The sequence below is a fragment of the Microbulbifer sp. ABH2_005 genome (genome assembly GCF_056160005.1).
This window is the reverse complement of sequence record NZ_JBSWWI010000001.1, coordinates 1,239,279-1,262,563: the sequence shown is the minus strand read 5'-3', so window position 1 is coordinate 1,262,563 and position 23,285 is coordinate 1,239,279. Positions and strand designations below refer to the sequence as shown.

27 protein-coding genes and 6 tRNA genes are annotated in these 23,285 nt (G+C 54.0%); 6 read left to right on the top strand and 27 right to left on the bottom strand.

Annotation, left to right across the window (positions count from 1 at the left end):
* Positions 1 to 7: 7 nt before the first annotated feature.
* From cyoD to msrB, 17 genes are all read right to left on the bottom strand, one after another.
* Positions 8 to 328, bottom strand: coding sequence for a cytochrome o ubiquinol oxidase subunit IV (cyoD, locus tag ACXAFI_RS05660; RefSeq protein WP_475108012.1), 321 nt, complete (start codon positions 326 to 328; stop codon positions 8 to 10).
* Positions 321 to 947, bottom strand: coding sequence for a cytochrome c oxidase subunit 3 (locus ACXAFI_RS05655; RefSeq protein ID WP_475108011.1), 627 nt, complete (start codon positions 945 to 947; stop codon positions 321 to 323). The genes cyoD and ACXAFI_RS05655 overlap by 8 nt, the downstream gene beginning before the upstream one ends.
* A 6-nt stretch (positions 948 to 953) precedes the next feature.
* Positions 954 to 3,029 carry a cbb3-type cytochrome c oxidase subunit I gene (locus tag ACXAFI_RS05650; protein ID WP_475108010.1) on the bottom strand — a complete coding sequence of 692 codons (2,076 nt, stop codon included), beginning with the start codon at positions 3,027 to 3,029 and terminating at the stop codon, positions 954 to 956.
* On the bottom strand, positions 3,026 to 4,054 hold the full coding sequence (locus ACXAFI_RS05645) for a ubiquinol oxidase subunit II (protein ID WP_475108009.1): 1,029 nt from the start codon (positions 4,052 to 4,054) through the stop codon (positions 3,026 to 3,028). The genes ACXAFI_RS05650 and ACXAFI_RS05645 overlap by 4 nt, the downstream gene beginning before the upstream one ends.
* A gap of 218 nt (positions 4,055 to 4,272) precedes the next feature.
* Complete coding sequence (locus ACXAFI_RS05640) at positions 4,273 to 4,689, bottom strand: hypothetical protein (RefSeq protein ID WP_475108008.1); 417 nt, start codon at positions 4,687 to 4,689, stop codon at positions 4,273 to 4,275.
* A gap of 145 nt (positions 4,690 to 4,834) precedes the next feature.
* On the bottom strand, positions 4,835 to 6,391 hold the full coding sequence (locus ACXAFI_RS05635) for a DcaP family trimeric outer membrane transporter (RefSeq protein WP_475108007.1): 1,557 nt from the start codon (positions 6,389 to 6,391) through the stop codon (positions 4,835 to 4,837).
* Positions 6,392 to 6,848: 457 nt separating this feature from the next.
* Complete coding sequence (gene queF, locus ACXAFI_RS05630) at positions 6,849 to 7,679, bottom strand: NADPH-dependent 7-cyano-7-deazaguanine reductase QueF (protein ID WP_475108006.1); 831 nt, start codon at positions 7,677 to 7,679, stop codon at positions 6,849 to 6,851.
* 8 nt (positions 7,680 to 7,687) lie between these two features.
* Positions 7,688 to 8,461 carry an ABC transporter permease gene (locus tag ACXAFI_RS05625; protein WP_475108005.1) on the bottom strand — a complete coding sequence of 258 codons (774 nt, stop codon included), beginning with the start codon at positions 8,459 to 8,461 and terminating at the stop codon, positions 7,688 to 7,690.
* A complete protein-coding gene (locus ACXAFI_RS05620) occupies positions 8,458 to 9,393 on the bottom strand; it encodes an ABC transporter ATP-binding protein (RefSeq protein WP_152454217.1) in 936 nt (311 codons plus the stop codon). The genes ACXAFI_RS05625 and ACXAFI_RS05620 overlap by 4 nt, the downstream gene beginning before the upstream one ends.
* Before the next feature lie 203 nt (positions 9,394 to 9,596).
* A tRNA-Gly gene (locus tag ACXAFI_RS05615) sits at positions 9,597 to 9,672 on the bottom strand.
* Positions 9,673 to 9,711: 39 nt separating this feature from the next.
* Positions 9,712 to 9,787: transfer RNA gene (locus ACXAFI_RS05610), tRNA-Glu, on the bottom strand.
* A gap of 114 nt (positions 9,788 to 9,901) precedes the next feature.
* Positions 9,902 to 9,977: transfer RNA gene (locus ACXAFI_RS05605), tRNA-Gly, on the bottom strand.
* 34 nt (positions 9,978 to 10,011) lie between these two features.
* Positions 10,012 to 10,087: transfer RNA gene (locus ACXAFI_RS05600), tRNA-Glu, on the bottom strand.
* A 118-nt stretch (positions 10,088 to 10,205) separates the two neighbouring features.
* Positions 10,206 to 10,281, bottom strand: a tRNA-Gly gene (locus tag ACXAFI_RS05595).
* Between the two features lies 1 nt (position 10,282).
* A tRNA-Glu gene (locus ACXAFI_RS05590) sits at positions 10,283 to 10,358 on the bottom strand.
* Between the two features lie 161 nt (positions 10,359 to 10,519).
* Complete coding sequence (locus ACXAFI_RS05585) at positions 10,520 to 11,296, bottom strand: DUF1499 domain-containing protein (protein ID WP_475108004.1); 777 nt, start codon at positions 11,294 to 11,296, stop codon at positions 10,520 to 10,522.
* Complete coding sequence (gene msrB / locus ACXAFI_RS05580) at positions 11,293 to 11,712, bottom strand: peptide-methionine (R)-S-oxide reductase MsrB (protein WP_475108003.1); 420 nt, start codon at positions 11,710 to 11,712, stop codon at positions 11,293 to 11,295. Before msrB ends, ACXAFI_RS05585 begins: the two co-directional genes overlap by 4 nt.
* A gap of 127 nt (positions 11,713 to 11,839) precedes the next feature.
* Between msrB and ACXAFI_RS05575 the strand changes: the two genes are divergently transcribed.
* Together ACXAFI_RS05575 and ACXAFI_RS05570 are read left to right on the top strand one after the other, a co-directional pair.
* Positions 11,840 to 13,054 carry a pyridoxal phosphate-dependent aminotransferase gene (locus ACXAFI_RS05575; protein WP_444919475.1) on the top strand — a complete coding sequence of 405 codons (1,215 nt, stop codon included), beginning with the start codon at positions 11,840 to 11,842 and terminating at the stop codon, positions 13,052 to 13,054.
* Complete coding sequence (locus ACXAFI_RS05570) at positions 13,054 to 13,455, top strand: hypothetical protein (protein WP_475108002.1); 402 nt, start codon at positions 13,054 to 13,056, stop codon at positions 13,453 to 13,455. Before ACXAFI_RS05575 ends, ACXAFI_RS05570 begins: the two co-directional genes overlap by 1 nt.
* 69 nt (positions 13,456 to 13,524) lie before the next feature.
* Here ACXAFI_RS05570 and ACXAFI_RS05565 read toward each other — a convergent pair whose 3' ends face one another.
* Genes ACXAFI_RS05565 through ACXAFI_RS05545 form a run of 5 tightly spaced genes read right to left on the bottom strand, consistent with a single transcriptional unit; the run spans position 13,525 to position 18,252 of the window.
* Positions 13,525 to 14,463, bottom strand: coding sequence for a class I SAM-dependent methyltransferase (locus ACXAFI_RS05565; RefSeq protein WP_475108001.1), 939 nt, complete (start codon positions 14,461 to 14,463; stop codon positions 13,525 to 13,527).
* Complete coding sequence (locus tag ACXAFI_RS05560; RefSeq protein ID WP_475108000.1) at positions 14,464 to 15,627, bottom strand: ATP-NAD kinase family protein; 1,164 nt, start codon at positions 15,625 to 15,627, stop codon at positions 14,464 to 14,466. It abuts the gene before it with no gap.
* Positions 15,618 to 16,769: a 4-phosphoerythronate dehydrogenase gene (locus ACXAFI_RS05555; RefSeq protein ID WP_475107999.1), complete on the bottom strand. Its 1,152-nt coding sequence runs from the start codon at positions 16,767 to 16,769 to the stop codon at positions 15,618 to 15,620. Before ACXAFI_RS05555 ends, ACXAFI_RS05560 begins: the two co-directional genes overlap by 10 nt.
* Positions 16,766 to 17,659: a 5'-3' exonuclease gene (locus ACXAFI_RS05550; RefSeq protein WP_475107998.1), complete on the bottom strand. Its 894-nt coding sequence runs from the start codon at positions 17,657 to 17,659 to the stop codon at positions 16,766 to 16,768. Before ACXAFI_RS05550 ends, ACXAFI_RS05555 begins: the two co-directional genes overlap by 4 nt.
* Positions 17,656 to 18,252, bottom strand: a complete 597-nt coding sequence (locus tag ACXAFI_RS05545) for an elongation factor P hydroxylase (RefSeq protein ID WP_475107997.1) — start codon at positions 18,250 to 18,252, stop codon at positions 17,656 to 17,658. The genes ACXAFI_RS05550 and ACXAFI_RS05545 overlap by 4 nt, the downstream gene beginning before the upstream one ends.
* 303 nt (positions 18,253 to 18,555) lie before the next feature.
* Between ACXAFI_RS05545 and ACXAFI_RS05540 the strand changes: the two genes are divergently transcribed.
* Positions 18,556 to 19,242 (top strand): hypothetical protein, encoded by a 687-nt coding sequence (locus tag ACXAFI_RS05540; protein ID WP_152454226.1) that lies wholly within the window; start codon positions 18,556 to 18,558, stop codon positions 19,240 to 19,242.
* 91 nt (positions 19,243 to 19,333) lie between these two features.
* Here ACXAFI_RS05540 and tusA read toward each other — a convergent pair whose 3' ends face one another.
* Positions 19,334 to 19,564: a sulfurtransferase TusA gene (tusA, locus tag ACXAFI_RS05535; RefSeq protein WP_475109798.1), complete on the bottom strand. Its 231-nt coding sequence runs from the start codon at positions 19,562 to 19,564 to the stop codon at positions 19,334 to 19,336.
* A gap of 113 nt (positions 19,565 to 19,677) precedes the next feature.
* Here tusA and ACXAFI_RS05530 point away from each other — a divergent pair, with 113 nt between their 5' ends.
* A complete protein-coding gene (locus ACXAFI_RS05530; RefSeq protein WP_152456367.1) occupies positions 19,678 to 19,965 on the top strand; it encodes an antibiotic biosynthesis monooxygenase family protein in 288 nt (95 codons plus the stop codon).
* Here ACXAFI_RS05530 and ACXAFI_RS05525 read toward each other — a convergent pair.
* The 4 genes from ACXAFI_RS05525 to ACXAFI_RS05510 form a co-directional block, all read right to left on the bottom strand.
* Positions 19,940 to 20,596, bottom strand: coding sequence for an alpha/beta family hydrolase (locus tag ACXAFI_RS05525; RefSeq protein ID WP_475107996.1), 657 nt, complete (start codon positions 20,594 to 20,596; stop codon positions 19,940 to 19,942). The two genes, ACXAFI_RS05530 and ACXAFI_RS05525, sit on opposite strands and share 26 nt — an antisense overlap.
* A complete protein-coding gene (locus ACXAFI_RS05520) occupies positions 20,589 to 20,813 on the bottom strand; it encodes a YheU family protein (protein WP_444919483.1) in 225 nt (74 codons plus the stop codon). Before ACXAFI_RS05520 ends, ACXAFI_RS05525 begins: the two co-directional genes overlap by 8 nt.
* Before the next feature lie 83 nt (positions 20,814 to 20,896).
* Entirely contained in the window at positions 20,897 to 21,709 is an 813-nt protein-coding gene (locus ACXAFI_RS05515) for a class I SAM-dependent methyltransferase (protein WP_152454229.1), read from the bottom strand.
* A 22-nt stretch (positions 21,710 to 21,731) separates the two neighbouring features.
* Positions 21,732 to 22,031: an MTH1187 family thiamine-binding protein gene (locus ACXAFI_RS05510; RefSeq protein WP_152454230.1), complete on the bottom strand. Its 300-nt coding sequence runs from the start codon at positions 22,029 to 22,031 to the stop codon at positions 21,732 to 21,734.
* Positions 22,032 to 22,173: 142 nt separating this feature from the next.
* On the opposite strand from ACXAFI_RS05510, the gene ACXAFI_RS05505 reads away from it, so the two are divergent.
* A complete protein-coding gene (locus ACXAFI_RS05505; RefSeq protein ID WP_444919484.1) occupies positions 22,174 to 22,704 on the top strand; it encodes a glycine cleavage system transcriptional repressor in 531 nt (176 codons plus the stop codon).
* A 94-nt stretch (positions 22,705 to 22,798) separates the two neighbouring features.
* A complete protein-coding gene (gene trmL, locus ACXAFI_RS05500) occupies positions 22,799 to 23,272 on the top strand; it encodes a tRNA (uridine(34)/cytosine(34)/5-carboxymethylaminomethyluridine(34)-2'-O)-methyltransferase TrmL (RefSeq protein WP_444919485.1) in 474 nt (157 codons plus the stop codon).
* The last annotated feature ends 13 nt before the right edge of the window (positions 23,273 to 23,285 follow it).

Here is a 23,285-nt window from a genome sequence, read left to right as displayed (position 1 = left end):
TCCGCCATCACATTGTTGTATGCATACGCATTGCCAGGTTCCCCATAATCCAGGCGGTACCCAGGACAATAATCAGTAAAATCAGCGTTGAAAAAAGGATCAGAGCCAGATTATCCCGCCCCTCCTTTTGCGTGGTCACATTCAAGAAGCACTTGAGCTGTACGACCAATTGGGCCACCCCAAGCAAACCTACCAGTATGAGTACACTCTTGTATTCCTTACCCAGAGCCAGTACCGCCCAGAATGCAGCCAACGTAAACACGACTGACAGCACATACCCGGCAAGATAGGTGCGCAAATGTGCGGAAAAACCGGATTTTTCAACCATAGACCCAGCCACCAAAATAAACCACTGAGAAAATCCCAATCCAGATCAAATCCAGGAAATGCCAAAACAGCGCCAATCGTAAAAAGCGCAACTTAACCAGATCAGTCATCCCCACAGCCAGCACCTGCGCAATCATGACCAGCATCCATAGGCAGCCAAAGCTGACATGCAATCCATGCAAAGGCACTAAACCAAAGAAAGCCGAAAGATAGCCACTGCGCTGAGGTGTGCCCCCCTTTGCCGCCATCTCGGAGAAATCGAGTAACTCCAAGGTGAGAAAGCCGAGACCAAGTAACAAGGTCACCACCACCCAAAACAAAAAACTGCCCTGGCTGCGCTGGTGCTTCATGGTGATGGTGGCGATCCCCACCGTCAGGCTGCTGGTAAGCAGCAACATGGTCTGCGCAAAGAGGCTGCCGAAATCAAACAGTTCCCTGGGGCCTGGTCCACCCGCAGTGGCACCGATCATGGTGATATAAATAGCAAAAACGACCCCGAAAAAAATCAGGTCGCTCATCATAAAAACCCAAAAACCAAAGATCACCATATCCGGGTCTTTGTGAACGGCTCCAGGGCTCTCTCTCAAACCCTTATTTAGCGCAGATGAGTTTCCATCCATTGGCAACTAATGCTCCAACTTTGCATAGCCATTGTTCTGCGGGGTGTTTTCCAGATCCCGGCCTACCGGTTCTGTGTTATTTACCAGCGCTAACCATCTCTCTGTATCCTGCTGTACCTGGCTTGCGGGAATAATTTGTTCACTATCCCAACGGAATGTAGAGGCAATGACCACAATGATGATGGCCAGTGCAGAAAGCAGGGCCAGCCACCACATATACCAAACCAGCGCAAACATCAGGATGCCGCTCAGCACACAGAGCAAAAATCCCAAGGGATTATTCTTGGGCATCTCAATATCCCGATAGACTTTTGGTGGCTGATAGGCACGCCCCTGCTCCTTGGCCTCGGTAAATTCATCCCTGTCCGTTACCCTGGGCAGCTCGGCAAAATTGTAAGAGGGCGCCGGGGCCGGAATCGACCACTCAAGAGACCGGCCATCCCAGGGATCACCCACAGGAACACGGTTCTTTTTACGATCCCGCAAGCTGACCAGTAACTGCAATACCAGGCTAATCAATGCGCACAGCACCACCATGGCGCCAATGAAGGCCACCACCATATAGGGCTTGAAAGTCAGATCCATATAGCTGAAGGAGCGCCTTGGCATTCCCAATAAGCCGGCACCATAAAGGGGAAAGAAAGTCAGCATAAAACCGACTATCCACAAATACGCTGACCATTTCCCCAACCGCTCATCGAGGCGAAAACCAAATGCTTTGGGGAACCAGTAGTTATATCCAGCCAATACCCCAAACAATACCCCAGGAATCAGTACATTGTGGAAGTGCGCCACCAGGAATAAGGTGTTATGCACTTGGAAATCTACGGTGGGGTTTGCCAGGATCACCCCAGACAAGCCACCAATCACAAATAAAATCAAAAAGCCGATGGCATAAATCATCGGTGTGGTAAAACGAATCCGGCCCCGATACATGGTTGCCATCCAATCGTAGACCTTAACCCCGGTTGGAACCGCAATCAGCATGGTGGCAATACCAAACACAATATTGATCGTAGGACTCTGTCCCATGGTAAAGAAATGGTGGAGCCATACGGTAAAGCTCAACACGGCAATGCTCATGGTGGCAAATACCAGCGACTTGTAGCCATAAAGGCGCTTGGCAGAATAGGTGGAAAATACCTCGGAAAAAATTCCGTATGCCGGCAACACCAGTAGATAGACCTCAGGATGACCAAACAACCAAAATAAATTGGCGTAGTTCATCATATTTCCGCCAAGGTCATTGGTAAAAAAGTGGAAATCCAAATACCGATCCATACCGAGCATTAACGCGGCCACACTGAGCGGCGGCATGGCAAAAATCATTAGGATAGAGGAACAGAGTACTGTCCAGCAGAACATGGGCATACGAAAAAAATTCATGCCCGCAGCGCGACATTTGAGAATTGTAACGGTGAAGTTAATTCCCGTAAGGGTGGTACCAGCCCCGGAAAAGACAATAGCCCAGATCCAATAATCCGGCCCCACACCAGGGTTAAAATCCCCACCTGTATAGGGCGGATACGCAGACCAGCCACCGGTGGAGAATTTCCCCACCACCAGGGAAACCATCAGCAGCATCCCCGCTGAAACTGTCACCGCCAGGCTAATTTGGTTTAGCACCGGGAATGCCACATCGCGGGCGCCAATCTGCAGCGGCATCACTAAGTTGACCAGCCCCACCACAAAAGGCACAGCGACAAAAAATATCATTATCGTGCCATGGGTACTAAACAACTGTGCGAAGTGGTCTGCGTAGAGAAAGCCATCCGGTGCGGCGGCCTGCTGCGCTCTCATCACCATGCCTTCCAGCAGCCCTCTCGTCATCATCACCAGTGCGAACACTATGTACATGATGCCGATTTTTTTATGGTCCGTGCTGGTCAGCCATTCAGACCAGAGAGTGCCCCACACCTTAAACCAGGTCAGTAATGCGAGAGTAGCGATTGTCGCAAAAATAACGATAGAGCCAGCGGTGCTCCCTACCGCTGCACTTACCGAGAAATTGTTAATCAAGTCGCTGAAAACGATGGAGTCCCAGCTCAACTTTCCCAGCCAACCGTAATCGGTAATATTCATGGCTGCGCTCCCTCGGTTTTCTCTTCACCCTGACCAAACTTCACAGTACCGGGTTGCTCTTCCATGCTAAGAGGTTTACCAGAGTGGTATCGCATAACAATGCTCTGGAAGAGCTGAGGGTCGGAAAGGGTAAAGTAGAGGGCATTGCTCGGCATTTGCGGTGTCGCCAACTGCTTTTGCATCTCCTTACGAGTGCTTCTCATGGCCAGGCGCTTATAGGTCTGAGGATCCAGAGTAATGCCATCGGTACGAACCTGCGCCACCCAGGCCTGAAAGTCCTCTTCACTTTTAATCAATACATCAAATTTCTGTTCAGTAAATCCCTTACCGGTATATTGGGTATTTTCACCCTGGGTTTTTCCATTTTTTGTCGCGATAAAATTGAGCCTGGTGGTCATGCCTGGCATGACATAGATTTGCCCAGCTAATGCCGCAATCCAGAAAGACTGCATCACCGTATCGCTGGTGAGGATCATAGAAACCGGAGTATGAACAGGAACAACCAGCTCACCCACTGTGGCAATTTTTAGCTCGGGATAAATAAACAACCATTTCCAATCCAACCCCACCACTTGCACCTGAACTGGCGGCACCACGCCCTCTATTTCCTTATAGGGGTCCAGCATGCTGGTAGCGCGCCAAAGCATAAAGGAAAGAATAAAGATCACCAGAAAGGGGACGCCCCACATAATCAGTTCCAGCGGACCGTAGGATTCCCATTTGGGCGCATAAATACCTTTACCCTTTTTGCGCCGGTATTTAATCAGGATAACCGGCACTAAAACAAACACCGGCAATATCGCCACCATGGTGAGTGCCGTCGCCCAGAAAAAATGTGTTTTCTGTTCATGGGCAACAGGCCCCAGGGGCACTAAAAAGGTTTCGGTGGCATAACTGGAGTGAGGGAGCAGAAAAAATAGCAGGGAAAGGGAAAATATCAGACAGAAAGAGCGGTAACCAATATACCCCCACAGCTGTGTCCAATATTGCAGTCGCCTGACAGGGGCCCCGGTATTCCAATCCATTGCAAAGCCTTCCGACCTTCGGATTCCGCAGGCACTCGCATCAGACTACCCGCTACAACAAATTCACCATACACAATGAAATATGCCAAGTGTTTACTACACACTGGTGTACAGCTCTTCTCACCAGAATAGCTGAATAAATAATGCTTTAACTTCACTCATCGAACAGCGGAAAGGAGTTAGTGGCGCTCATTTACATACGCAGAAGGTAGATGCGCCTAGAAAACGCCATCTTTCATCATTTCCTGAATAACCGTTTCCACATACTCCAAGGCATCCCCCTCCCTGGGACGGCGAATTTCACCCATTATATAGTTCGCCAGGAAACTCTCAGACTGCAGAGACCAGTACACTTCTTCAGTTGGCGCTAAATATAAGCGAGTTTCAACAATGGCCACTTGCGAATTTGGGACATTTCTGTTCAGGCGTTTAAAGCTAATCAGCTGTGTTACCAATAGGGTATCAAATTGATATTCGGTCAGGATATCAGCCAGCTCTCCCATGGAGGGCACCTTGCCATCCACTGAAAAATAACTCCATGAGAGAGCATTCACGCCGTACCGGCCCAACTGCTCAACCCATACATCTTCGACATGAAGCCCAACTATCGGCCGGGGGAACAATGTATAAGCCAAAACCAAGGTGTTTCCCAAGGGGCGCGCAGTAATCAAGGGTGAATGCCAGGTATCGGTTACTATCGTTCGCGGTGAATTACAGGAGAGAAAAAAACAACACAGTAAAATAACGCCCAGGTTCCTATTTACTATCCTCCCCGCTCGACTAAAACGAGATGCGACTGGTGAACTGAGTTCGCCAGACTGAACCATAGGCTCCATCCCTGTCCTCCCGGGTTCCATAAAGGGCCTCAACGCCAAACAACCAATGCGGCGTCGGCGTCCAGGTCAGGTTAATACTGCTGTATTGAGTTTGTTTAAATGAGGAGCCCGGCTGGAAGTCCAGGTTGTCCTGCTGCACAAGTCCATAACTTGCCACGGTATACAGGCAGGGGCTCCACCAATGTTGGTAAGCCAGATACCAGCCCAGAGTTGGGATCGCTTCCAAGCGATTGTTGACAAAGTCATAGGTCGCATCGAAGGGTTCATCATCCAAAAGCCCCCCATAACCATAACCATAACTTAATGAGTAAGAGGCAAAATCCGGCGCAAGCCTATCGGGCATATCAATAACACCGCTCAGATTGATACCCCAACCGGTATCCGAAACGGCTGACTGTGGGTCTCCACTACCACGCAAATCCCGCAGGATAAAACTGCCCTGAAAATTCACCCGGTCCGTCTGGGAAATTACAGCAACAACGAAATCCGGCCAGCGTGAAACCTCCTCGGCATTCTGAAAAACCCGATCAGTTGGTGCATCCAGGGAAACCTGTAAGGTCAGCGTTTCATGAAAAGCGCGACTCCAGCGCGCAACCGGGCGCATCAAAGCCAACAGTGAATTGGGCCCCTCATAATCCAGCGTATTTGGCGCGGCAGTTAAGTTACTGAAGGTGGACCAATCCAGACCTAGCCGTAAATCCCCGCCCAGTAAAATATCGTTCACTTGACCGTAAGCCTTACGCAGACGTAACAATGGCTCGCTAATACTGGGGTCTTGAAGGAAATCGACAGAAAGATCATTTTCGATCAAACGTCCACCCCAGGGAGTTCGCGTCTTAAGCACTAACCTCGATACCTGAACAGAGACATTGGTCTGGCCGTCTTCCCCCTCTGCCGCAGTTCGATCGCTGGTCACAATGGCGCTGGTAGTAAACTCTGCCGGGCTCACAATGGCGCCGGTATCGTAGTTTGCATCCAGCTCGGCAAAGCCGCTGATTTTTAGTCGCATGCGACTACCAAGCACAGGGATAGACCCCGGCCAATCCGTCGGAACACTGGAGATAATTTCTTCAATATCGGTTTGTTCAACCAGTTTTGGGTCCCCCCTGGCCTGTGGAGGCGGTAGAGAACCCGGAGGTATAGCTTTATGAATGGCTTCAATCTGATCCTGCAAGCCATCGAGCCCCACTTTTTCCACGGGCTCCACGGACACGCTATTTCCCCTGGGTAATGGAGCTGGCGGTGCTGGTGCAGTTGGGGGGCTCTGAGGAGGTCTTGCCCTGCGCAACTCTTCCACTTGTTGCCTGAGAGCTTCCAGGTCGGCTTTTTGCCGCTGAATTTGCGCTTCCTGCGCTTCAAGTTGACGTTGCTGCGCCTCAATCACCTTCATCAATTGATCGGCTTCGACATAGACTTGGGCACTGGCAGGCGAGGAGGAAATAAACTGGATAAAAACCACAAGCACAGCAGGCAGCGCAGGAGACTGTGTTTGGATTTCCATATCTAGGTCTCGACCCTATCTCCTGCAGTTCGAGGCTGCCCTTCGCCAAATGGTGAAATACATGAATCCCAACTATTTCACTGTCACCGGTGCAACATTCCGGCATCAATAAGGGCTGCGAATATTCTTTCTAGGCCAGCTTCAGCCGCTAGCGATATCTCAGTTGCTATCTGTTATAACAGTCCGTTTACTTTTGTGTCGGAACAATAAAAAGTGCATCACCATTGATGCAGCGGAACAGGCTCAGAAGGAAGCAACTTTCTATATATTTGCTTTCAACAAACCCCATCCAGAAAAGCTTAGTTCAAGAGGAGATAACGCCATTTACAGCAAAAGGCGCAAGGCAAGCACACCAAAAACCAGCGGCCCAATTTACTGCTAATGTTTTAGGCGATATTGGCCACCCAATTCCTTGCATGGAATTCCTGTGACCAATATCACCAGAGGTTTTGAGAGTTTATTGGCGGGCAAAGCGCGGCGGTAGCGGCTTTTCAATGCGAGTGGAGCGTATGGGATTGATATCCAGCCCTCCCCGGCGGGTATAGCGGGCACAGACTGTTAGCTCGGAAAAGTCTGCAAGGTTTTGCAGATCGCAAAAAATCCGCTCTACACAGTGTTCGTGGAAATCCTGATGCTCACGGAAGGAAATAAAGTAAGCGAGTAGTGCCTCGCGCTGTAGCATCGGCCCCTTGTACTCCACCATCACCGTGGCCCAGTCCGGCTGACCGGTAACCGGGCAATTGCTGCGCAACAGATGGCTGTAGAGGGTTTCTGTAACCTCCACACCACTCTCATCCAGCGCCAGCAGTGCCGAATCCGGCTGGTACTGCTCTACGGCAATATCCAGCTGGTCGAGACAAAATCCTTGTGGCCTCTGCACATCCAGGGAGATATCTTCCACCTCCAGCAGAGTAACACTCACGGCGGTACCCACCGCTGCACTCAAATCCCGTAACAAGGTATCCTGCACCAGGCGCCAGGATTCAAAGCGGCTTTGGTTAAAGGAATTCAAATACAATTTAAAAGACTTGGACTCCACCATACAGGGGCTTTCCGCTGGAAAGCTGAAGCGCGCCACGGCTACCTGGGGCTTGCCTCTGGCGTTGAGCCAGGAGAGTTCAAAGCCCCACCACTCATCCTCTCCGAAAAATGGCAGGGCACCGACGGACAGCCCCAGCTGGCCTCGAGAGATAGAGCGCTGAATCGGGTGCAACAGCTCCGGGTTATAACTGGATTCGTAAACGGTCTCCCGGCCCAGCGGGAGGTTCTGCCAATCTTCTCTGCTCATACTTAACCTCAGTGCCTCAATCGCTTGCCGTGACTCATCAGGTAGAGTCCCCAGCTGGCGAGAAGTGCAATAAATACCAAGACCCCAACAAATGCCCAGGCCACATTGATATCGGAAACCCCCAATATTCCATAGCGAAAGGAATTCACCATATAGAGAATCGGGTTCAGTTTCGACAATCCCTGCCAAAAGGGTGACAACAGGTCAATGGAGTAAAAAACACCACCCAAATAGGTGAGTGGGGTCAAAACGAAAGTGGGAATAATCGATATGGCATCAAAGCTGTTGGCATAAATCGCGTTGATAAAGCCCGCCAGGGAAAACAATGCCGATGTGAGAAACACAATTGCGATGGTGACGCCCAGGTGTTCAACACTGAGGGAGGTAAAAAACATCGCTACTAAAGTGACAATCAAGCCTACGATCAAACCGCGCGCCACACCGCCCAGCACATAACCAGCCATTACCGCCCAGTTTGGTGTAGGTGACACCAACAGCTCCTCAACGCTGCGCTGAAACTTGGCACTATAAAAAGAGGACACCACATTGCCATAGGAGTTGGTGATCACCGACATCATAATCAGGCCCGGCACCACAAACTCCATATAAGGGTATCCATCCATTTCCCCGATACGACTGCCAATCAGAGAGCCGAAGATCACAAAGTACAATGTCATGGTGATCACCGGCGGCACCAGTGTCTGCGGCCAGATGCGCATAAAACGGCGCACCTCCCGGCGCAAAATGGTGCTGAAGGATATCCAGGTCAACTTACCGCTCACGACTCCAATCCCTCTTCTTTTTCCTCGGACAACATGGAAATAAAAAGCTCCTCCAGGCGGTTGGCGCGGTTACGCATGCTGGTTACGGTAATCCCCTGGGCTTTGAGTTCGACAAAAGCCTCTGTCAGCGACTGCCCTTTCTCCACCGTAATCTCCAGGGAATGGCTGTCCAGCAGACGGCATTCGAAGCCTGCAAGTTCCGGCGTTTTACTAAGCAGCTCACTACTGTCGAGAATAAATGTCTCGCGGTTCAGGGTCTTCAACAGGGATTTGATCGAGGTATTCTCAACAATAACGCCCTTATCAATGATGGCGATATTGCGACATAGGCTCTCCGCCTCTTCCAGGTAATGGGTGGTGAGAATAATCGTGGTACCCCGAGCGTTAATTTCTTCCAGAAAGGCCCACATGGAGCGGCGCAGCTCGATATCCACGCCGGCAGTGGGTTCATCCAGAATCAACAGCTTTGGCTCGTGAATCAGCGCCCGTGCGATCATCAGGCGTCGTTTCATTCCCCCAGACAACATCCGCGCCTGGGTATTTCGCTTGTCCCAAAGCCCCAGTTGCTTCAGGTACTGCTCTGTACGCTCCTCCGCCAACTTGCGCGGCATCCCATAGAAACCGCCCTGGGTGGCGACAATATCAAAGACCTTTTCAAACTGGCTGAAATTGAATTCCTGTGGCACTACCCCCAGCAGACGTTTGGCAGCGGCAAAATCACTATCGATATCGACACCAAAAATCGACACGCTGCCGGCAGTTTTGCGCACCAGTGAGCAGATAATGCCAATAGTGGTGGATTTGCCCGCACCGTTTGGCCCCAGCAGGGCAAAGAAATCTCCCGGCTGTACTTCAAAGCTGATGCCTTTCAGGGCCTGGAAGCCGCCATCGTAGGTTTTTTGCAGATCATGAATAGATAGCGCGGCAGTCATTGCGAATTCCTATCACTGAATGCGCCATTCAACGCATTTAGCCGAATAATTTCAACCGGTGGAAACACCGGGGAAGTCCCTAGCCGCGGAGGGCGGAATTCCAGGCGCACAGTCGCTCCCCGGCAATACCAGTGCAAGTAATAAACTTAGAAGCAATATATCGGAAAATAAAAAAGCCGCTCGATTGAGCGGCTTTTTTATCTTGGAGCGGGAAACCGGGTTCGAACCGGCGACCTCAACCTTGGCAAGGTTGCGCTCTACCAACTGAGCTATTCCCGCATTTTGCGTTGGCCCGGCAGCATTGCTGCCGGGCCGTATTGGCATCCCCAAGGGGAGTCGAACCCCTGTTACCGCCGTGAAAGGGCGGTGTCCTAGGCCTCTAGACGATGGGGACAGAAACTTTGCACTACAACCACTTCGGTCCCGTGCTGCCACGCTGTCCATGGCATTGCCACCTCGCGGTGACTTCACCTTTGAATAGGGCCAAAGATCTATTCAAAAGCAAAATTGGAGCGGGAAACCGGGTTCGAACCGGCGACCTCAACCTTGGCAAGGTTGCGCTCTACCAACTGAGCTATTCCCGCAATTTGACCCGGTAGCACTGCTACCGGGTCGTATTGGCATCCCCAAGGGGAGTCGAACCCCTGTTACCGCCGTGAAAGGGCGGTGTCCTAGGCCTCTAGACGATGGGGACAGAAACTTGCACTTCGACCTTATGGTCCGGTGCTGCCATGCTGTCCATGGCAATGTCACTGATTTCTCGGTGACGTGCTTTGTGAGCTGACTAGAGATCATCTCGCAAAGCGGAAACTTGGAGCGGGAAACCGGGTTCGAACCGGCGACCTCAACCTTGGCAAGGTTGCGCTCTACCAACTGAGCTATTCCCGCGTGGCATCCCCAAGGGGAGTCGAACCCCTGTTACCGCCGTGAAAGGGCGGTGTCCTAGGCCTCTAGACGATGGGGACCCAGAAACCTTCTGTCGTTTCGCTGCGTTTTAAAGTGTAGCTCTGCGTCAGAAGTGGGGCGCATTCTATGTACCGTTCGGGATGCTGTCAACACCCGAAATGAAATTTTTTTCTTTTATTGTCAGACACTTACCTAACCCCACCGTTTGCGGAAGGATAATTTAAGTGTCAGAAGCCCCACCGTAGCGCACACTGAGTACGCGCAGATGCAACTCTTCGAGAAATTCACGGATACGCTTTGCATTGGCGCCCAGGTCACTCACCCCTACACGGGAGCTGGAACGCACATCCACTCTTGAGCCCCCATCGTCTTCCGACCGCACTCTCACCACTATGTCATCGGTAAAGCCTAACAGCAGGGTCCGGTCGGTTGCCTCTAGGTGCCCTTTCTCAGGCTCGTAAGAGACAATCTTCCAACCCAGTTTCTTTGCCACCTCCGCCGCCAGCTCGGTGGTGCTGGCTACGGACATATGCACATGCAATGGATAGATGTCGGAGTAGATATCGGTCTCACGCTGCAGTTTTGCCACAGGCTCTCCAGCATACTCGGCACTATTTTCGCTGGCCCTTCGAAGAGACAGGACCGCCTGATACTTTGGAGGGTTGCGGGTATCGGTAGTGATATCGTGGATTTTGGGCACGTTGAAGTTGTCTTTACCCACAGTGATCAAGGGCACTGCCACCGGTAGCAGTCCTAGCAGGGCCGCCCAGAGGGCGTTGCTGCGCACCTGTGGCCTGTGGTTGCGCGAACCCCAAACAAATACGAGCAGGCTGGCCAGAGCGATAGCGAGGGCCGCCCCTCCGGCGTAGGTAAATACTTTGAAAACCACACCGAAGCGCAACAGCCCAAACCTCAACGCCAAACCCGCGAGCACGATAATCCCAAGTAGCGCCCACTGTATCCATAACAACCAGCGACTCCAGTGCACCCTGCTCATTTGTCCCCTCCTCCCTCTTCCCCGCCAGGCTCCTGATCTAATTTCACCGACAGGGAGTTCACGCAGTAGCGCAGACCGGTTTCGGTGGGACCATCATCAAACACATGCCCCAAATGACTGTCACACTGACTGCAGCGAATCTCGACACGCTCCATGCCAAAACTACTATCGGCCAGCTCCCGAATAACACCCACAGTGAACTCCGCATCAAAGCTGGGCCAGCCGCAGTGGCTCTGGAATTTTGCCTCGGATTCAAACAAAACCTCGCCACAGCAGCGACAGCGGTAGACGCCGTCGTCAAAAACATCCCAATATTCGCCACTAAACGGGGCTTCTGTCCCACCCTTGCGACAGACCTCAAACTCCTCATCTGTCAGCTGATCACGCCAGTAGTTATCGTCTTTTGGTTTTGCCATACTCTCTCGTTCCGTTTTTAACCGTTCCCGCAGGAGCGGCAGTCGCCGCCAGTGAACGTCCCGCCTATCGCGCAGCTCGCTCGCGGCCCAGGCTGCTCCTGCCAAGTTACAGGGCTGCCGCACCACCATGAAGGACATCCATAAATCTGAAAAACTGCACGGCGTCTGCTATGAGATTCGCGGCCCGGTGATGGAGCAGGCCCATCGCATGGAGGAAGAAGGGCACCGCATCCTCAAACTAAATATCGGCAACCCCGCGCCCTTCGGCTTTAACGCCCCGGATGAAATCATCCAGGATGTCATCCACAACCTCTCCCAGGCACAGGGCTATGTGGAATCCAAGGGATTGTTCGCCGCGCGCAAAGCCATTATGCAGGAGTGCCAGACCCTGGGTATCCAGGACGTAGAAATTGACGACATTTATCTGGGCAACGGCGTCTCCGAGCTGATTTCCATGGCCACCCAGGCACTGCTCAACAATGGCGATGAGCTGTTGCTGCCCATGCCCAATTATCCGCTTTGGATGGCCGCCACCAATCTCGCCGGAGCCAATCCGGTACTCTACCGCTGCGATGAGGAGTCTGACTGGCTGCCCGATATTGAGGATATCAAGGCAAAGATCACACCCCGCACCCGCGGTATTGTCGTGATCAACCCCAACAATCCAACCGGGGCTATTTATCCAAAGGCCTTGTTAGAAGAAATTGTAGAGGTGGCGCGCAGTCATCACCTGGTGATTTTTGCCGATGAAATTTATAGCAAAATCCTCTACGACGACGCGGAGTTCACTCCCATGGCCAAATTGGCACCGGATGTGCTCTGCCTGAGCTTTAATGGGCTGTCCAAGTCTTATCGCCTGGCAGGCTTCCGCTCCGGCTGGATGATTATCAGCGGCATCAAACATCGCGCAAAAGGATTTATCGAAGGCATGGATATGCTTGCCTCCATGCGCCTGTGCGGCAACGTGCCAGCCATGTTTGCGGTGCAAACGGCACTGGGAGGTTATCAGAGCATTAATGACCTGGTACTACCCGGCGGCCGCTTGCGCCAGCAGCGAGACCTGGCCCACCGCATGCTCAACGACATCCCCGGTGTCAGCTGTGTCAAACCCAGTGGTGCCATTTACCTGTTTCCCAAGTTGCATTTGGACCACCATAAAATCGAGAATGACGAGCAACTGGTATTGGAATTCCTGCGCCAGGAGAAAATCCTTTTGGTACAGGGCAGCGCTTTCCATTGGGACGCACCCGACCACCTGCGCATTGTCTTTCTGCCCCGCGCCGACGACCTCTCCCACGCGATTGAACGACTGGGTTACTTTTTGGAGCGATATACCCGCTGATGTTGGACGATTTACATATCCACGATTTTTACCGCGATGCCGGCAGGATTTTGCTGGCACTGTTTGGCCAGTTCCCCCTGCCCTCCACCCTTTACGTGGAGGACATTGCCGGACCAGATACCCCCGATGAATTCGGCCTGCACTCGCCCCGGCACCTGGCCTGCCTGGGGGCTATCAGCTGGTTAAAACAGAGTGGCTACATTCACTTCTCGCAGCTGGTGCGCCAGGAAGCTGCGGAGGAAGTGGTACTGAGCCACCGGGGATTTTTGTTGTTAATCAACAAGGAAGAAAATTCTGGCCAGAGCAACGCGCAGCTGCTCAACAGCGCCGTGCGCGATGGTTCCTCTGCAAAGTTACAGGCGCTGGTGGAGCGCCTGATGCGAGAGTTTGCCGTACTGTAAGTTAGGCGGCCGAGGCCGCAGTCGTTAGGGGCTGGTTTCGTTAGGAGTTGTTGTCGTTAAATGGCGCCGCTAATGCTGGCGGCGATATTTAACATGCAGCATTTTTAGGGCGGCGTCCGGGTCCCGGTCCGGGAAATCCGGGTTTTGTGCCAGCCGCTCTACCACTTCATAGCCGCTATCGGCACCGAGAATCAATTCGCGAAAATGCGCTTCGCTGTGGCGCGGAGAGTTAATCACCATCAGCAGGTCCGCCTCATCGGCGAGGCAGGCAGGTAGCTGTTGCAATAGCTTTTCGTAGTTATGGCTCACGTCGAAACGGCCTTTCTGGCGTGTGGGCGGGTCTACGATAGCCAGCTCAAAGGGTCCCCGGCGGTCGAAGCGCTTGAACTGGCGCAGCGCATCGAATTGCAAAAATTGGATGCCTCGCAGGGACAGGCCGTTCACCTCGTGGTTTTCACGGCCGCGATTCAATACGCCCCGATTCACATCCACATTGACGATCTCAATACCCCCTGCCGCACGGGCCACGGCAGAAAAAGCACAGGTAAACGCAAACAGGTTCAGCATCTTTACCGATTCGCGCCCCGAGCGCTCTCGCACCTGCGCCTCAAGCCAGGCGCGGCCGGGCTCGATATCCAGAAAGAAGCCGACATTCTGTCGATCAAAGGTCAGCGGAAACTGCAGACCGTTGCGCAGCGCCTTGGGTGCAGCTACTGGCTCGCCATACCGCCACTCCAGTGGCGCACCGGGCAGGTAGCGGCGCTGTGCGGCTACACCTTGATAACCGAAACGCTCGGCCATTTGCCAGAGCTTCTCACACAGCTCCCCTTCCCCCTCGTACTCCTCAAAAAAAGTAACCAGCAACGCGGGAAAAAAACTATCGACACAAACCTGCTCCAGGCCTGCAAAACAACGACCGCGTCCGTGAAACAAACGCCGGCTGTCACCGCCGCCCGGTACTAACTTGGGCTCAACCTGCTGCAGCAGCACTTGCCAATCGGTAGACACTCAAACTTCTCCATTACTCAGGGGGTAGAGGATCGCATCGCGGTAGCCGGTAACCACACGGATAAAACCATTCCACTGCCGATCCAGCTCGGGGTCGCCGCTATCCACCAAAAGAGGACGCCCGCCGAGCTCAGTTATTTTTGTTTTGGTGGCAACAACTATCAGGTTTTCGCGACCGACTTGGCGCAGAACCTTGGGGGAGAACTGCTGGTTACCGCGGCCGATCAGATGCCCTTGCCCACCAATAGCAGTGAGCACAATCTTCACTTGACCATTATCTTCCGAATTTCTGTACTCGGCGATCGCCGCCTCAATTTGCGGAGCGCTGACATCTTTTTGCACCAAGGCACCATTACACAGCAGGTCCACCCCCAGCAGAGTGCCGTCACACCCCAACTCGTTCAGGATGGCCAGCGTGGTTGAGCCGGGGCCAACGATATACAAGGTATCCGGCTCCAACTCCTCAACGACCTCCGCGGCGATATCCGCTACGGCCAGTTCCTCTACCTCGCGTCCTGCATTCTTTACCGCCTGCAGAAAATGGCCTTCCTGGGGCACCAGCAACTCTCCGTAGTGACGAGTGCTCACCCGCCCCTGGCGAAAACTGTTCTCATCGATATCGCGCACTTCGCGCTCGCACAAATCCACCAGCTCACCAGCTAACAATTTTCGCAACACCTCGCCACCGGCTTTGGGGGAAATGGCGAAACAGGCGGAGTGCATTTTGACGCCGGCGGGAATACCCAACACCGGGAAGTGATCCCCCAGGGCATTGGTCATATTGCGCGCAGTGCCATCACCGCCAATAAATACAATCAGGTCGGCACCGGCATCGCGGATCGCCACCGCCGCTCTCTCGGTATCTTGCGGTGTTGATGGAGTGGACTCGGCTGCACCCACTTCGCGCACGGCAAAGCCCAGTTCACGAGCCGTCTCTGCGCCCATATCGCCGGCAAAACACAAGAACTCCAACTGCTGCCGAAACGGTGCCAAGGCCTCCAGGGCAATCGCGGCACGCTTATGGGATTGGGGTTCGATACCGGCCGCCAAGGCCTGTGCCACCGTCTCGGCACCGTCGCTGCCTTTTAGCCCCGCTGGGCCGCCAACACCGGCCCAGGGATTGATAATCAAACCGAGCGTCTTAACTTGCTTCTCTAATCGCACTTGAGCCCCAGTACTGCCAATGCTTCTCTATCTTTTTCACCCAGGGTTTGCGCTGCAGTGTGGTAATGGGAAAACTCCAAACGCTCAGGGTATTCACGGCGCAGGCGATCGAAAGCCTTGGCCATAGGTTCTGTGCCCCGTGCCGCTTCACGCAGGCGCGCGTCATCTTCGCGTGGGTCGTACATTTGCAATAGCAAATCCGCTATCGGCGCCGCACTCTCATTCACGGGTTCAATTGGAGTGCGCCCGGCCTCAGCTTGCGTATGATCGGCATCACCGATATTTTCTGGCAGAGCCAGATCCAGCGCATTAGAGAGCGCCTCGCGAATCATACGAGTGCCGGCGAGCTTGCCATCCAAACTGTATCCGGCGATATGCGGGCTACCCAAGTCCACCAGCTCCAGCAACTCGGTATTGATACCTGGCTCTCCCTCCCAGACATCCAGCACCGTTTTAAAACGTTTTTCCCGCTGTAATTCCTGCAATAGCGCTCGATTATCGACTACCGCTCCGCGGCCAGCGCTAATCAAAACAGCATCATCGCGGATCTGAGCGAGTTGCTCCTCACCGATCATATGCAAGCTGGGAAATGGCCCACTTTTTACTAGAGGCGCGTGCAAACACACAATGTCCTGACCCAGTACCTGCTCCAGAGGAGCAAAGTCGGGGTTATCTGGCAACCAGGGGTCATAGATAGCACAGCTGGCGCCCAATGCGTGTAGACGCTTTTGCAGCAGCCCCCCTACATTTCCACACCCGACGATGCCAAAGCTGCGCCCGCGCCAGTCGACCTTCAGGGCGGCTAACGCACAAAATACATATTCAACCACCGAATTGGCATTGCAGCCGGGCGCGGCACTCCAGTAAATGCCGTTGCGCTCCATCCAGTCGGTATCCAGGTGATCGGTGCCGATGGTACAGCTGCCCACGAAACGCACCGGTGTGCCCTCCAACAGGCTCTGATTCACCCGGGTGACAGAGCGCACCAGCAGTATGTCCGCATCGATCAATTGCTCGCGGGTCAGTGTGCGGCCCGGATAGCGCACCAGCGTGCCCAGATCGCCGAAATACTGCTCCAGTGCCGGTATATTCTCATCGGCAACAATCTTGAGGCCAACGCCCTGTGCGTGGCTTTCACTCATGTAGATTCTCCTTCAGCGCTCATCAGAGTGCGCTCCATTTTTCCCACCAGCCCACCGATCCCAAATTCCCTCGCCAGAGCCATAGCCAGCTCCAGATCTACCGGCTGGGGACGCAAATCCATCACCTTGATACCAAGGGGAATATCCTCCACCAGGCTTGTCAGGCGTTTTGCCAGGCGCAACTGATCGGCATACTCTTCCAGCCGCCGGGCAAGCCCTTTTGCGCCTCTAATAGGCAGTGTTGCCACACGCTCTCGCTGTGCCAACAGCGCTTCGACATCATCAAACTCTTCCAACAACCGCGCCGCGGTCTTGGCGCCAATGCCGGGCACTCCGGGAATATCGTCACTGGTATCCCCCACCAGTGCCAGGTAGTCGGCAATCTGCGCGGGTCTTACGCCAAACTTCTGCTCAAGAGCCGCGCTGTCCATATGCTGGTTTGCGGCGAAGTCCCACAGACTGGAGGCTCCTCGAGCCAGCAACTGCCCCAGGTCTTTATCGCGACTCACAACAATCGGAGCGTGATTGCGGAGTTTTCGCGTCAGTGTGGCTAGGATGTCGTCCGCTTCATAGCGCTCACTGGAGAAGCTGGCGATACCCAGGACTTCCGCCATCTCCCGGCAGGCCGCCAACTGGAAGGCCAGGGCCTCGTCTGGCAGTGCGCGACTGCATTTATAGTCCGGGTAAAGCGTATTGCGAAAGCAACTGCCCAGAGATTCATCGAAAGCACAGGCGATATGGCGCGGGCTTCTCGCCAATAGATCCAGCAGGAAGTTAGTGAAGCCGTAAACCGCCTCTGTGTCATAGCCACTGCGGCTCTGCCAGTTGGGTGGCAAAGCGAAGTAGTAGCGAAAGATATAGACCGATGAGTCGATCAGGTAACTGCTCACGATAGCTCCGACAGATGATAGGCGTCGCCATTCAATGGATCTGGCTGGGTAAACACCTCCGCAAGAGCCGCAGCAAAAGTACGTGCACGCTGGTTGGGTCCCTCGGCACAGTAGCGTTGGACTTGGCGCCAAATCGCTTCTTTGAAACTGTTACTGGGGCCAAGGCCGCTCTCCAGGTTGTCTACGCTGACGCGGAAACGAAGGCCACAGGCTCGGGCAAAAATCCACTCCAATGCCTGGGGCTTGACCTCCACCTGCTCGAATTCGGCCTGTTGCTCGGCACTGCGCCCATCCGGCGCGTACCAATAGCCATAGTCCGGCAATTGCCGGCGGGCCTCGCCGGCCACGCACCAGTGAGCCACCTCATGTAAAGCACTGGCGGCATAATCCAGGGTGAACTCCACCTGGTGGTAGTCCTGCTGGCCCCCGGCGGGCCGATAGTAAGGCTCGGAAAAGCCGCCGCAAAGTCGGGTATTGAGCCCCTCTGGTGCGGCAAAATAACGGTTGAAGACCGCCACAATCCCTTCGGCAGTGGATCTGGCTTCAAGGGGTGTTTTAGAAACTGGAGCCATTTCTGGGTTAGGGGCAGGCAAGATGTTCTCCGGGGTACCGCAAAGGCGGGGACTATATCAACGGGGGCGCTTCGATCAAAGTCGTGCCGCCTTAACAGGTGCTCCCAGGCCCGGTTGTATTTCTGCAAATCAACATATACCTTTATTCACAGGGAGGCCGCTGAGCACCCGTGAGTACCCGCCTTTCAGCGTATTCCCCGAGGAGGGGTCTAAAGCAGTCAATTACCCTCCTGCCCCGGTCTTCCTTCAGAGATAGGGCCTTGGCAGTCGCACCTTAGATCTGATCGGAGACGGTAAATAACCGGCCCTGCCAGGAGGTGTTCCATGACAGACCACAGCATCAACAATGTGGTTGACCTCTTCACCGGCGAGCCGATCGAAACTTCTGCGGACAGGCGCTTCATCCGCCTTTCGCCGGAGCTAGACGGCTTGGAAATGCTTTACTCCAACAACTCCAGTGGAACAGATCTATACAGTTTGAAAATACTCTGCTGGGGACTCAAAGCGAATGGCGAGGTCGTAGGCCTCGTTCCCTGGTTAAACTCCATAGTGGCCTGTCCAGATATCAAGGACCCTTTGGACGGACGTTTCGAGGGCTACTATGACCCCGGCATTGAGGACATCTTTCACCATCCCCCCATCCATAAAGTCGTCGAGTTGGAGACTGCGGCGGAATACTTTGAGTATGAAAGCAGCAAGGCCGAGGAGGTGCTGCAGGAGATTCCCGACACCATTGGCACTCACGCAGTGTTTATGGATGAGGACCGGGAGAACCTGACACTGATCGAGGTCATCAGCTGGAGACTCCACGCCGACGGCGCTATTCACGGTATGCTGATCGACCACGACGTGGTCGAGACCACCCCGGTGCTACCGGGGGACCACTGTTTATACCCGGCGCAGGAGAGTGAGGGCTTTCGCTACTTCTTCCAACACCACATCGCCAACAAGATCAAATCCGAGGACCCTGAGGCACTGGCCGCCATTGCCGCTCTGGTAACGACGCCATAAGTACCAAGCGACCCAAGAGTCGATTAGAGGTTTCACCGGGAGTGTGTAACCCCGGTCCTGTCGAGACAGGGCCGGGGCATTCGCTGACCCGCTATTCCGCCTTCTTAATCCAAAAGACGAACTCGTCGTGCTCCTCCGCGTGCTGCACCAGTTCATAGCCGAGAAACTGGCAGAACTTGGGTACATCCCGCTGAGTCGAGGGATCGGTGGCCATCATCTTCAACACTTCCCCATCGGCGACATTTCGCACCGCTGAGTGCAGCATCATTACAGGTTCCGGGCACAACAGGCCGCGGGCATCGAGGGTGTGATCAAACTTCATGGTATTTATTGTGCGCAATTTAGCGCACTTCGTCATCAGGAAACTGGCTGTCGACTCTTCCGCAGACTGGCGCACTAGAATCCACTAAGACCCTATCGCGTTTTGGGGACATGATGATTTATGTATTGATTGAACGGGAAATCGCCGCCGAGATGCAAAGCAGCTACGAGGAGGCCGCGCGCAGAATCCTCACCAGCGCCTACCGCACCGTTGGCTTTATCGAGGGGCAAACGTATATCGAAAGGGGCAATCCACTGCGCCGCTTTACTCTGTCCAAGTGGCAGTCCGAACTGCACTGGCAACACTGGTACACCAGTGAGGATCGGCGCGCCCAAATGGCCCAGCTGGCCCCCTTGTTGGTGGGTCAGGAGCGCATCACGATCCTGGAGACCGCTGCATAAAGCCCGCCGCCTTATCTATCGCCGAAGCCCAGTGTTGAGCCTGGGTATAGCCGCTGGCACGACGGGGTTTGAAATCGTGGTCACCATCAGCCAGCCACTCAATCTCAATGGAATCCGACAACCCATAGGTCACCACCTCCTCGCGACTGCCAAGAGGATCCCGGTCTCCCTGCACAATCAAAGTGGGGCAAACACTATCCAATAGATGCTCAGTACGCAGCTTGTCCGGCTTGCCCTGGGGGTGGAATGGATAGCCCAAGCAAATCAGCCCGGCAATCAAACCCTGCTCGAAGCTTTTGTCCGCCAAAAGGCTCGCTACTCGCCCTCCCATAGACTTACCCCCAATAAACAGGGGTAGATCCCCCGCAAAACGCTCAATCTGCGCTTCAAAACACTCCTGTAACTGCGGCATGGTGTTTGGCGGCCGCTTGCTGCCACCACTGCGGCGCTGAGCCATGTAGGGAAACTCGAAACGCACCACTTCGATGCCCTGTTTACACAACCCAACAGCGAGCGCCTGCATAAAGTCGCTGTCCATAGGCGCGCCGGCACCATGGGCAAACAGAAAGCGCGCTTTAGGGGACTTAAGCGCTTGAGAGGCTTGGGGCCTATCGATGATGTATTCAGACATCGGCGGGCAGATCCTCTGCCAGCACCAGATTGACTGTCTCCTCGCCGGGATCGAACCAAATTACCACTTCGCCCGACTGCATCTGGCGGCGCAAGCTCGCCACCTTCTCCGGCAGTTCCACCTCGCGCTCACCATATTCGGTGCCCTCACGGGTGGCATACTCTTCCAATAGGTTTTGTAAGGTGTTGGGGTCCAACTGCGTAAAGGGAATGATCATACAACTTTCATATCCAGAGGTGAGACGGGAGCGGCGAGCGCCACTCCCGGTATTTACCAGTATTGGTAGAAGGGCATTAAAACTCAGGATTTCGGTTTGCGGAAGCGCAGGGTCATACGATCGCTCTCGCCGATGGCCAGGTACTTCTCTTTATCTTCATCACCCAGGCGCAAAGAGGGCGGCAGGGTCCAAACGCCTTTCGGGTGCTTGGCGGTATCCTTCGGGTTGGCGTTAACTTCACTAGCCTCTTCCAACTCAAAGCCGGCCTTCTTAGCCACTTCAATAACATATTCCTGGGTCACATAGCCGCTCTGGACCATGTCCTCTTTACTGGTACCAGGCTTGGCGCGGTGCTCCACTACACCGAGAACGCCACCGGGTTTCAGCGCGTTATAAAAGCTGGCAAAAGCCTTGTCTTCATAACCACGGTACATCCAGTTGTGTACGTTACGGAAAGTCACTACCGCATCGGCGCTGCCTGCGGGGGCTATCTCACGACCGGTTTGCGGTGAGAATTCGGTGACTACGACATTCTTGTAGGCTTTCTTATTGGCGGCCAGCTTGTCTTTGAAGCCCTTCAAAGAGCGCTGGTAGTAAGAAGACTCGCTATCCTCCGGGAAATGCGCTGCGTAAAGCTTGCCCTTCTCGCCCAGGTAGGGCCCGAGGATTTCGGTGTACCAGCCACCGCCGGGAGTGATTTCCACCACCGTCATATCTGGCTTAATACCCAAAAATTCCAGGGTTTCCGCCGGGTTACGGTATTGGTCGCGTGCGGCGTACTCCTTGCTGCGGTGATCCCCCTTGATGACAGAATTCAGGTCGGCGGCCTGGGCGCCGCCAGCCAGGGCCAGGGCACCGGCCAGAGCCAGCAGGGATTTCTTGATATTGATCGTCATAATCGTTCCTGTGTTGTTATCGTTAATCCAGCTTCGATCGCACGCTGTCGATCTTATCCTGTAATGACTGGTTCCGGTCCGTACGAGTTCCCAATTTCAGGCTGGTGGTGATGCGATCCGCGCCCATCGCGTGGACTCGCTCATGACAAGCTTTTACCGCTGCCATCACCGTATCCCAGTCCCCCTCTATGTTGGTGCCATAGGCATGTAGGTGGTGAGTGAGCCCGGCTTCCGCCAGCACCTTTTCACACTCCGCAACATACTTACTGACAGACACCCCCACACCCATGGGTATCACGCACAAATCGGCAATGACTTTCATTGACAGTCCCTCGCTAAGTTACCGGTTATTCGGAAAAGAAAAATGGCTTTGAGATTGGACGATAGAGTTATCCGACGAGATCCTATTACAATGCAAGTGACACGTCTTTACTGAAGCAAAGGAACCAAAAAGGGAACTAAATATGCAACAGCATCTCGTTATCTCCATGATCTGCAACGATAAGCCCGGTGTTGTAGAAAAGCTTTCTGCAGTCATTGCGGATAACGGAGGCAACTGGGAAGACAGCCATATGGCGCATTTCGCCGGAAAATTTGCCGGTATATTGCGCGTTGCCGTCCCTGGAGATAAAACCCAAGGCTTGAAGGATGCCCTCGCTAGTCTCGCCCAGGCTGGTTACAACCTGATTGTTGAAGACGCAATCGCCGTTAGCACCAAGCCCCAACAGACCCTGACATTGAAGCTGGTAGGCAACGACCGCCCCGGCATTGTGCGGGAGATCTCCCGTGCACTCAGCGCTCACCATATCAATATGGATCAGCTGGAAACCACCTACGGCAGCACTCCGTGGAGCGGTGAACCTCTGTTTACTGCCGAATGCATTATCAATGTGGACGAAGATATGGATCTCGACGGCCTGCGTGATGAACTCGACCAGATTGCCAATGAACTGGGGGTCGAGATCGACTGTGAGGAGATCGCCACTCCTCTCTAATTGTGGAATAATCCGCTGCCATACAAAGCCGGGCCCGCCGCCCGGCTCAAATCACCCTAGCTAGAAAGTACCGCACCAGGGCGTCCGCCAAGCAATGTTCAAAATTGTCCTATACCAACCGGAAATTGCCCCGAACACCGGCAATATTATTCGACTTTGCGCCAACACCGGCGCCGAGCTGCACCTGATCGAACCCCTGGGTTTCGACATGGACGACAAACGCCTGCGCCGTGCCGGGCTCGATTACAGTGAATATAGCCGCGTGGTCCGCCACCCTGACTGGCAAGCTTTTATCGAAAACGAAAAACCTGCGCGGGTGTTGGCCCTCTCCACCAAAGGCAGCCACAGTCATACCTCGGTGGAATACCAAGACGGCGATGCCATTGTGTTTGGCCCCGAGACCCGTGGTCTACCGGCGGAGTTTCTACAAATGGTGGGCCCGGAAAACACCCTGCGCATCCCCATGCGCGCCGAGAGCCGCAGTATCAACCTGTCCAACGCCGCCGCCATTGTGATTTATGAAGCCTGGCGACAGCTCGACTTCAACGGCGCCATAGACCAGCAGTAAGAATTTTTTTGTT

Bases quoted from the DNA above. Each gene is read 5' to 3' on its own strand.
- cyoD (WP_475108012.1), bottom strand. From the start codon at position 328: ATGGTTGAAAAATCCGGTTTTTCCGCACATTTGCGCACCTATCTTGCC.
- ACXAFI_RS05655 (WP_475108011.1), bottom strand. From the start codon at position 947: ATGGATGGAAACTCATCTGCGCTAAATAAGGGTTTGAGAGAGAGCCCT.
- ACXAFI_RS05650 (WP_475108010.1), bottom strand. From the start codon at position 3,029: ATGAATATTACCGATTACGGTTGGCTGGGAAAGTTGAGCTGGGACTCC.
- ACXAFI_RS05645 (WP_475108009.1), bottom strand. From the start codon at position 4,054: ATGGATTGGAATACCGGGGCCCCTGTCAGGCGACTGCAATATTGGACA.
- ACXAFI_RS05635 (WP_475108007.1), bottom strand. From the start codon at position 6,391: ATGGAAATCCAAACACAGTCTCCTGCGCTGCCTGCTGTGCTTGTGGTT.
- queF (WP_475108006.1), bottom strand. From the start codon at position 7,679: ATGAGCAGAGAAGATTGGCAGAACCTCCCGCTGGGCCGGGAGACCGTT.
- ACXAFI_RS05620 (WP_152454217.1), bottom strand. From the start codon at position 9,393: ATGACTGCCGCGCTATCTATTCATGATCTGCAAAAAACCTACGATGGC.
- ACXAFI_RS05585 (WP_475108004.1), bottom strand. From the start codon at position 11,296: ATGAGCAGGGTGCACTGGAGTCGCTGGTTGTTATGGATACAGTGGGCG.
- msrB (WP_475108003.1), bottom strand. From the start codon at position 11,712: ATGGCAAAACCAAAAGACGATAACTACTGGCGTGATCAGCTGACAGAT.
- ACXAFI_RS05575 (WP_444919475.1), top strand. From the start codon at position 11,840: ATGAAGGACATCCATAAATCTGAAAAACTGCACGGCGTCTGCTATGAG.
- ACXAFI_RS05570 (WP_475108002.1), top strand. From the start codon at position 13,054: ATGTTGGACGATTTACATATCCACGATTTTTACCGCGATGCCGGCAGG.
- ACXAFI_RS05555 (WP_475107999.1), bottom strand. From the start codon at position 16,769: ATGAGTGAAAGCCACGCACAGGGCGTTGGCCTCAAGATTGTTGCCGAT.
- ACXAFI_RS05540 (WP_152454226.1), top strand. From the start codon at position 18,556: ATGACAGACCACAGCATCAACAATGTGGTTGACCTCTTCACCGGCGAG.
- tusA (WP_475109798.1), bottom strand. From the start codon at position 19,564: ATGAAGTTTGATCACACCCTCGATGCCCGCGGCCTGTTGTGCCCGGAA.
- ACXAFI_RS05530 (WP_152456367.1), top strand. From the start codon at position 19,678: ATGATTTATGTATTGATTGAACGGGAAATCGCCGCCGAGATGCAAAGC.
- ACXAFI_RS05525 (WP_475107996.1), bottom strand. From the start codon at position 20,596: ATGTCTGAATACATCATCGATAGGCCCCAAGCCTCTCAAGCGCTTAAG.
- ACXAFI_RS05520 (WP_444919483.1), bottom strand. From the start codon at position 20,813: ATGATCATTCCCTTTACGCAGTTGGACCCCAACACCTTACAAAACCTA.
- ACXAFI_RS05515 (WP_152454229.1), bottom strand. From the start codon at position 21,709: ATGACGATCAATATCAAGAAATCCCTGCTGGCTCTGGCCGGTGCCCTG.
- ACXAFI_RS05510 (WP_152454230.1), bottom strand. From the start codon at position 22,031: ATGAAAGTCATTGCCGATTTGTGCGTGATACCCATGGGTGTGGGGGTG.
- ACXAFI_RS05505 (WP_444919484.1), top strand. From the start codon at position 22,174: ATGCAACAGCATCTCGTTATCTCCATGATCTGCAACGATAAGCCCGGT.
- trmL (WP_444919485.1), top strand. From the start codon at position 22,799: ATGTTCAAAATTGTCCTATACCAACCGGAAATTGCCCCGAACACCGGC.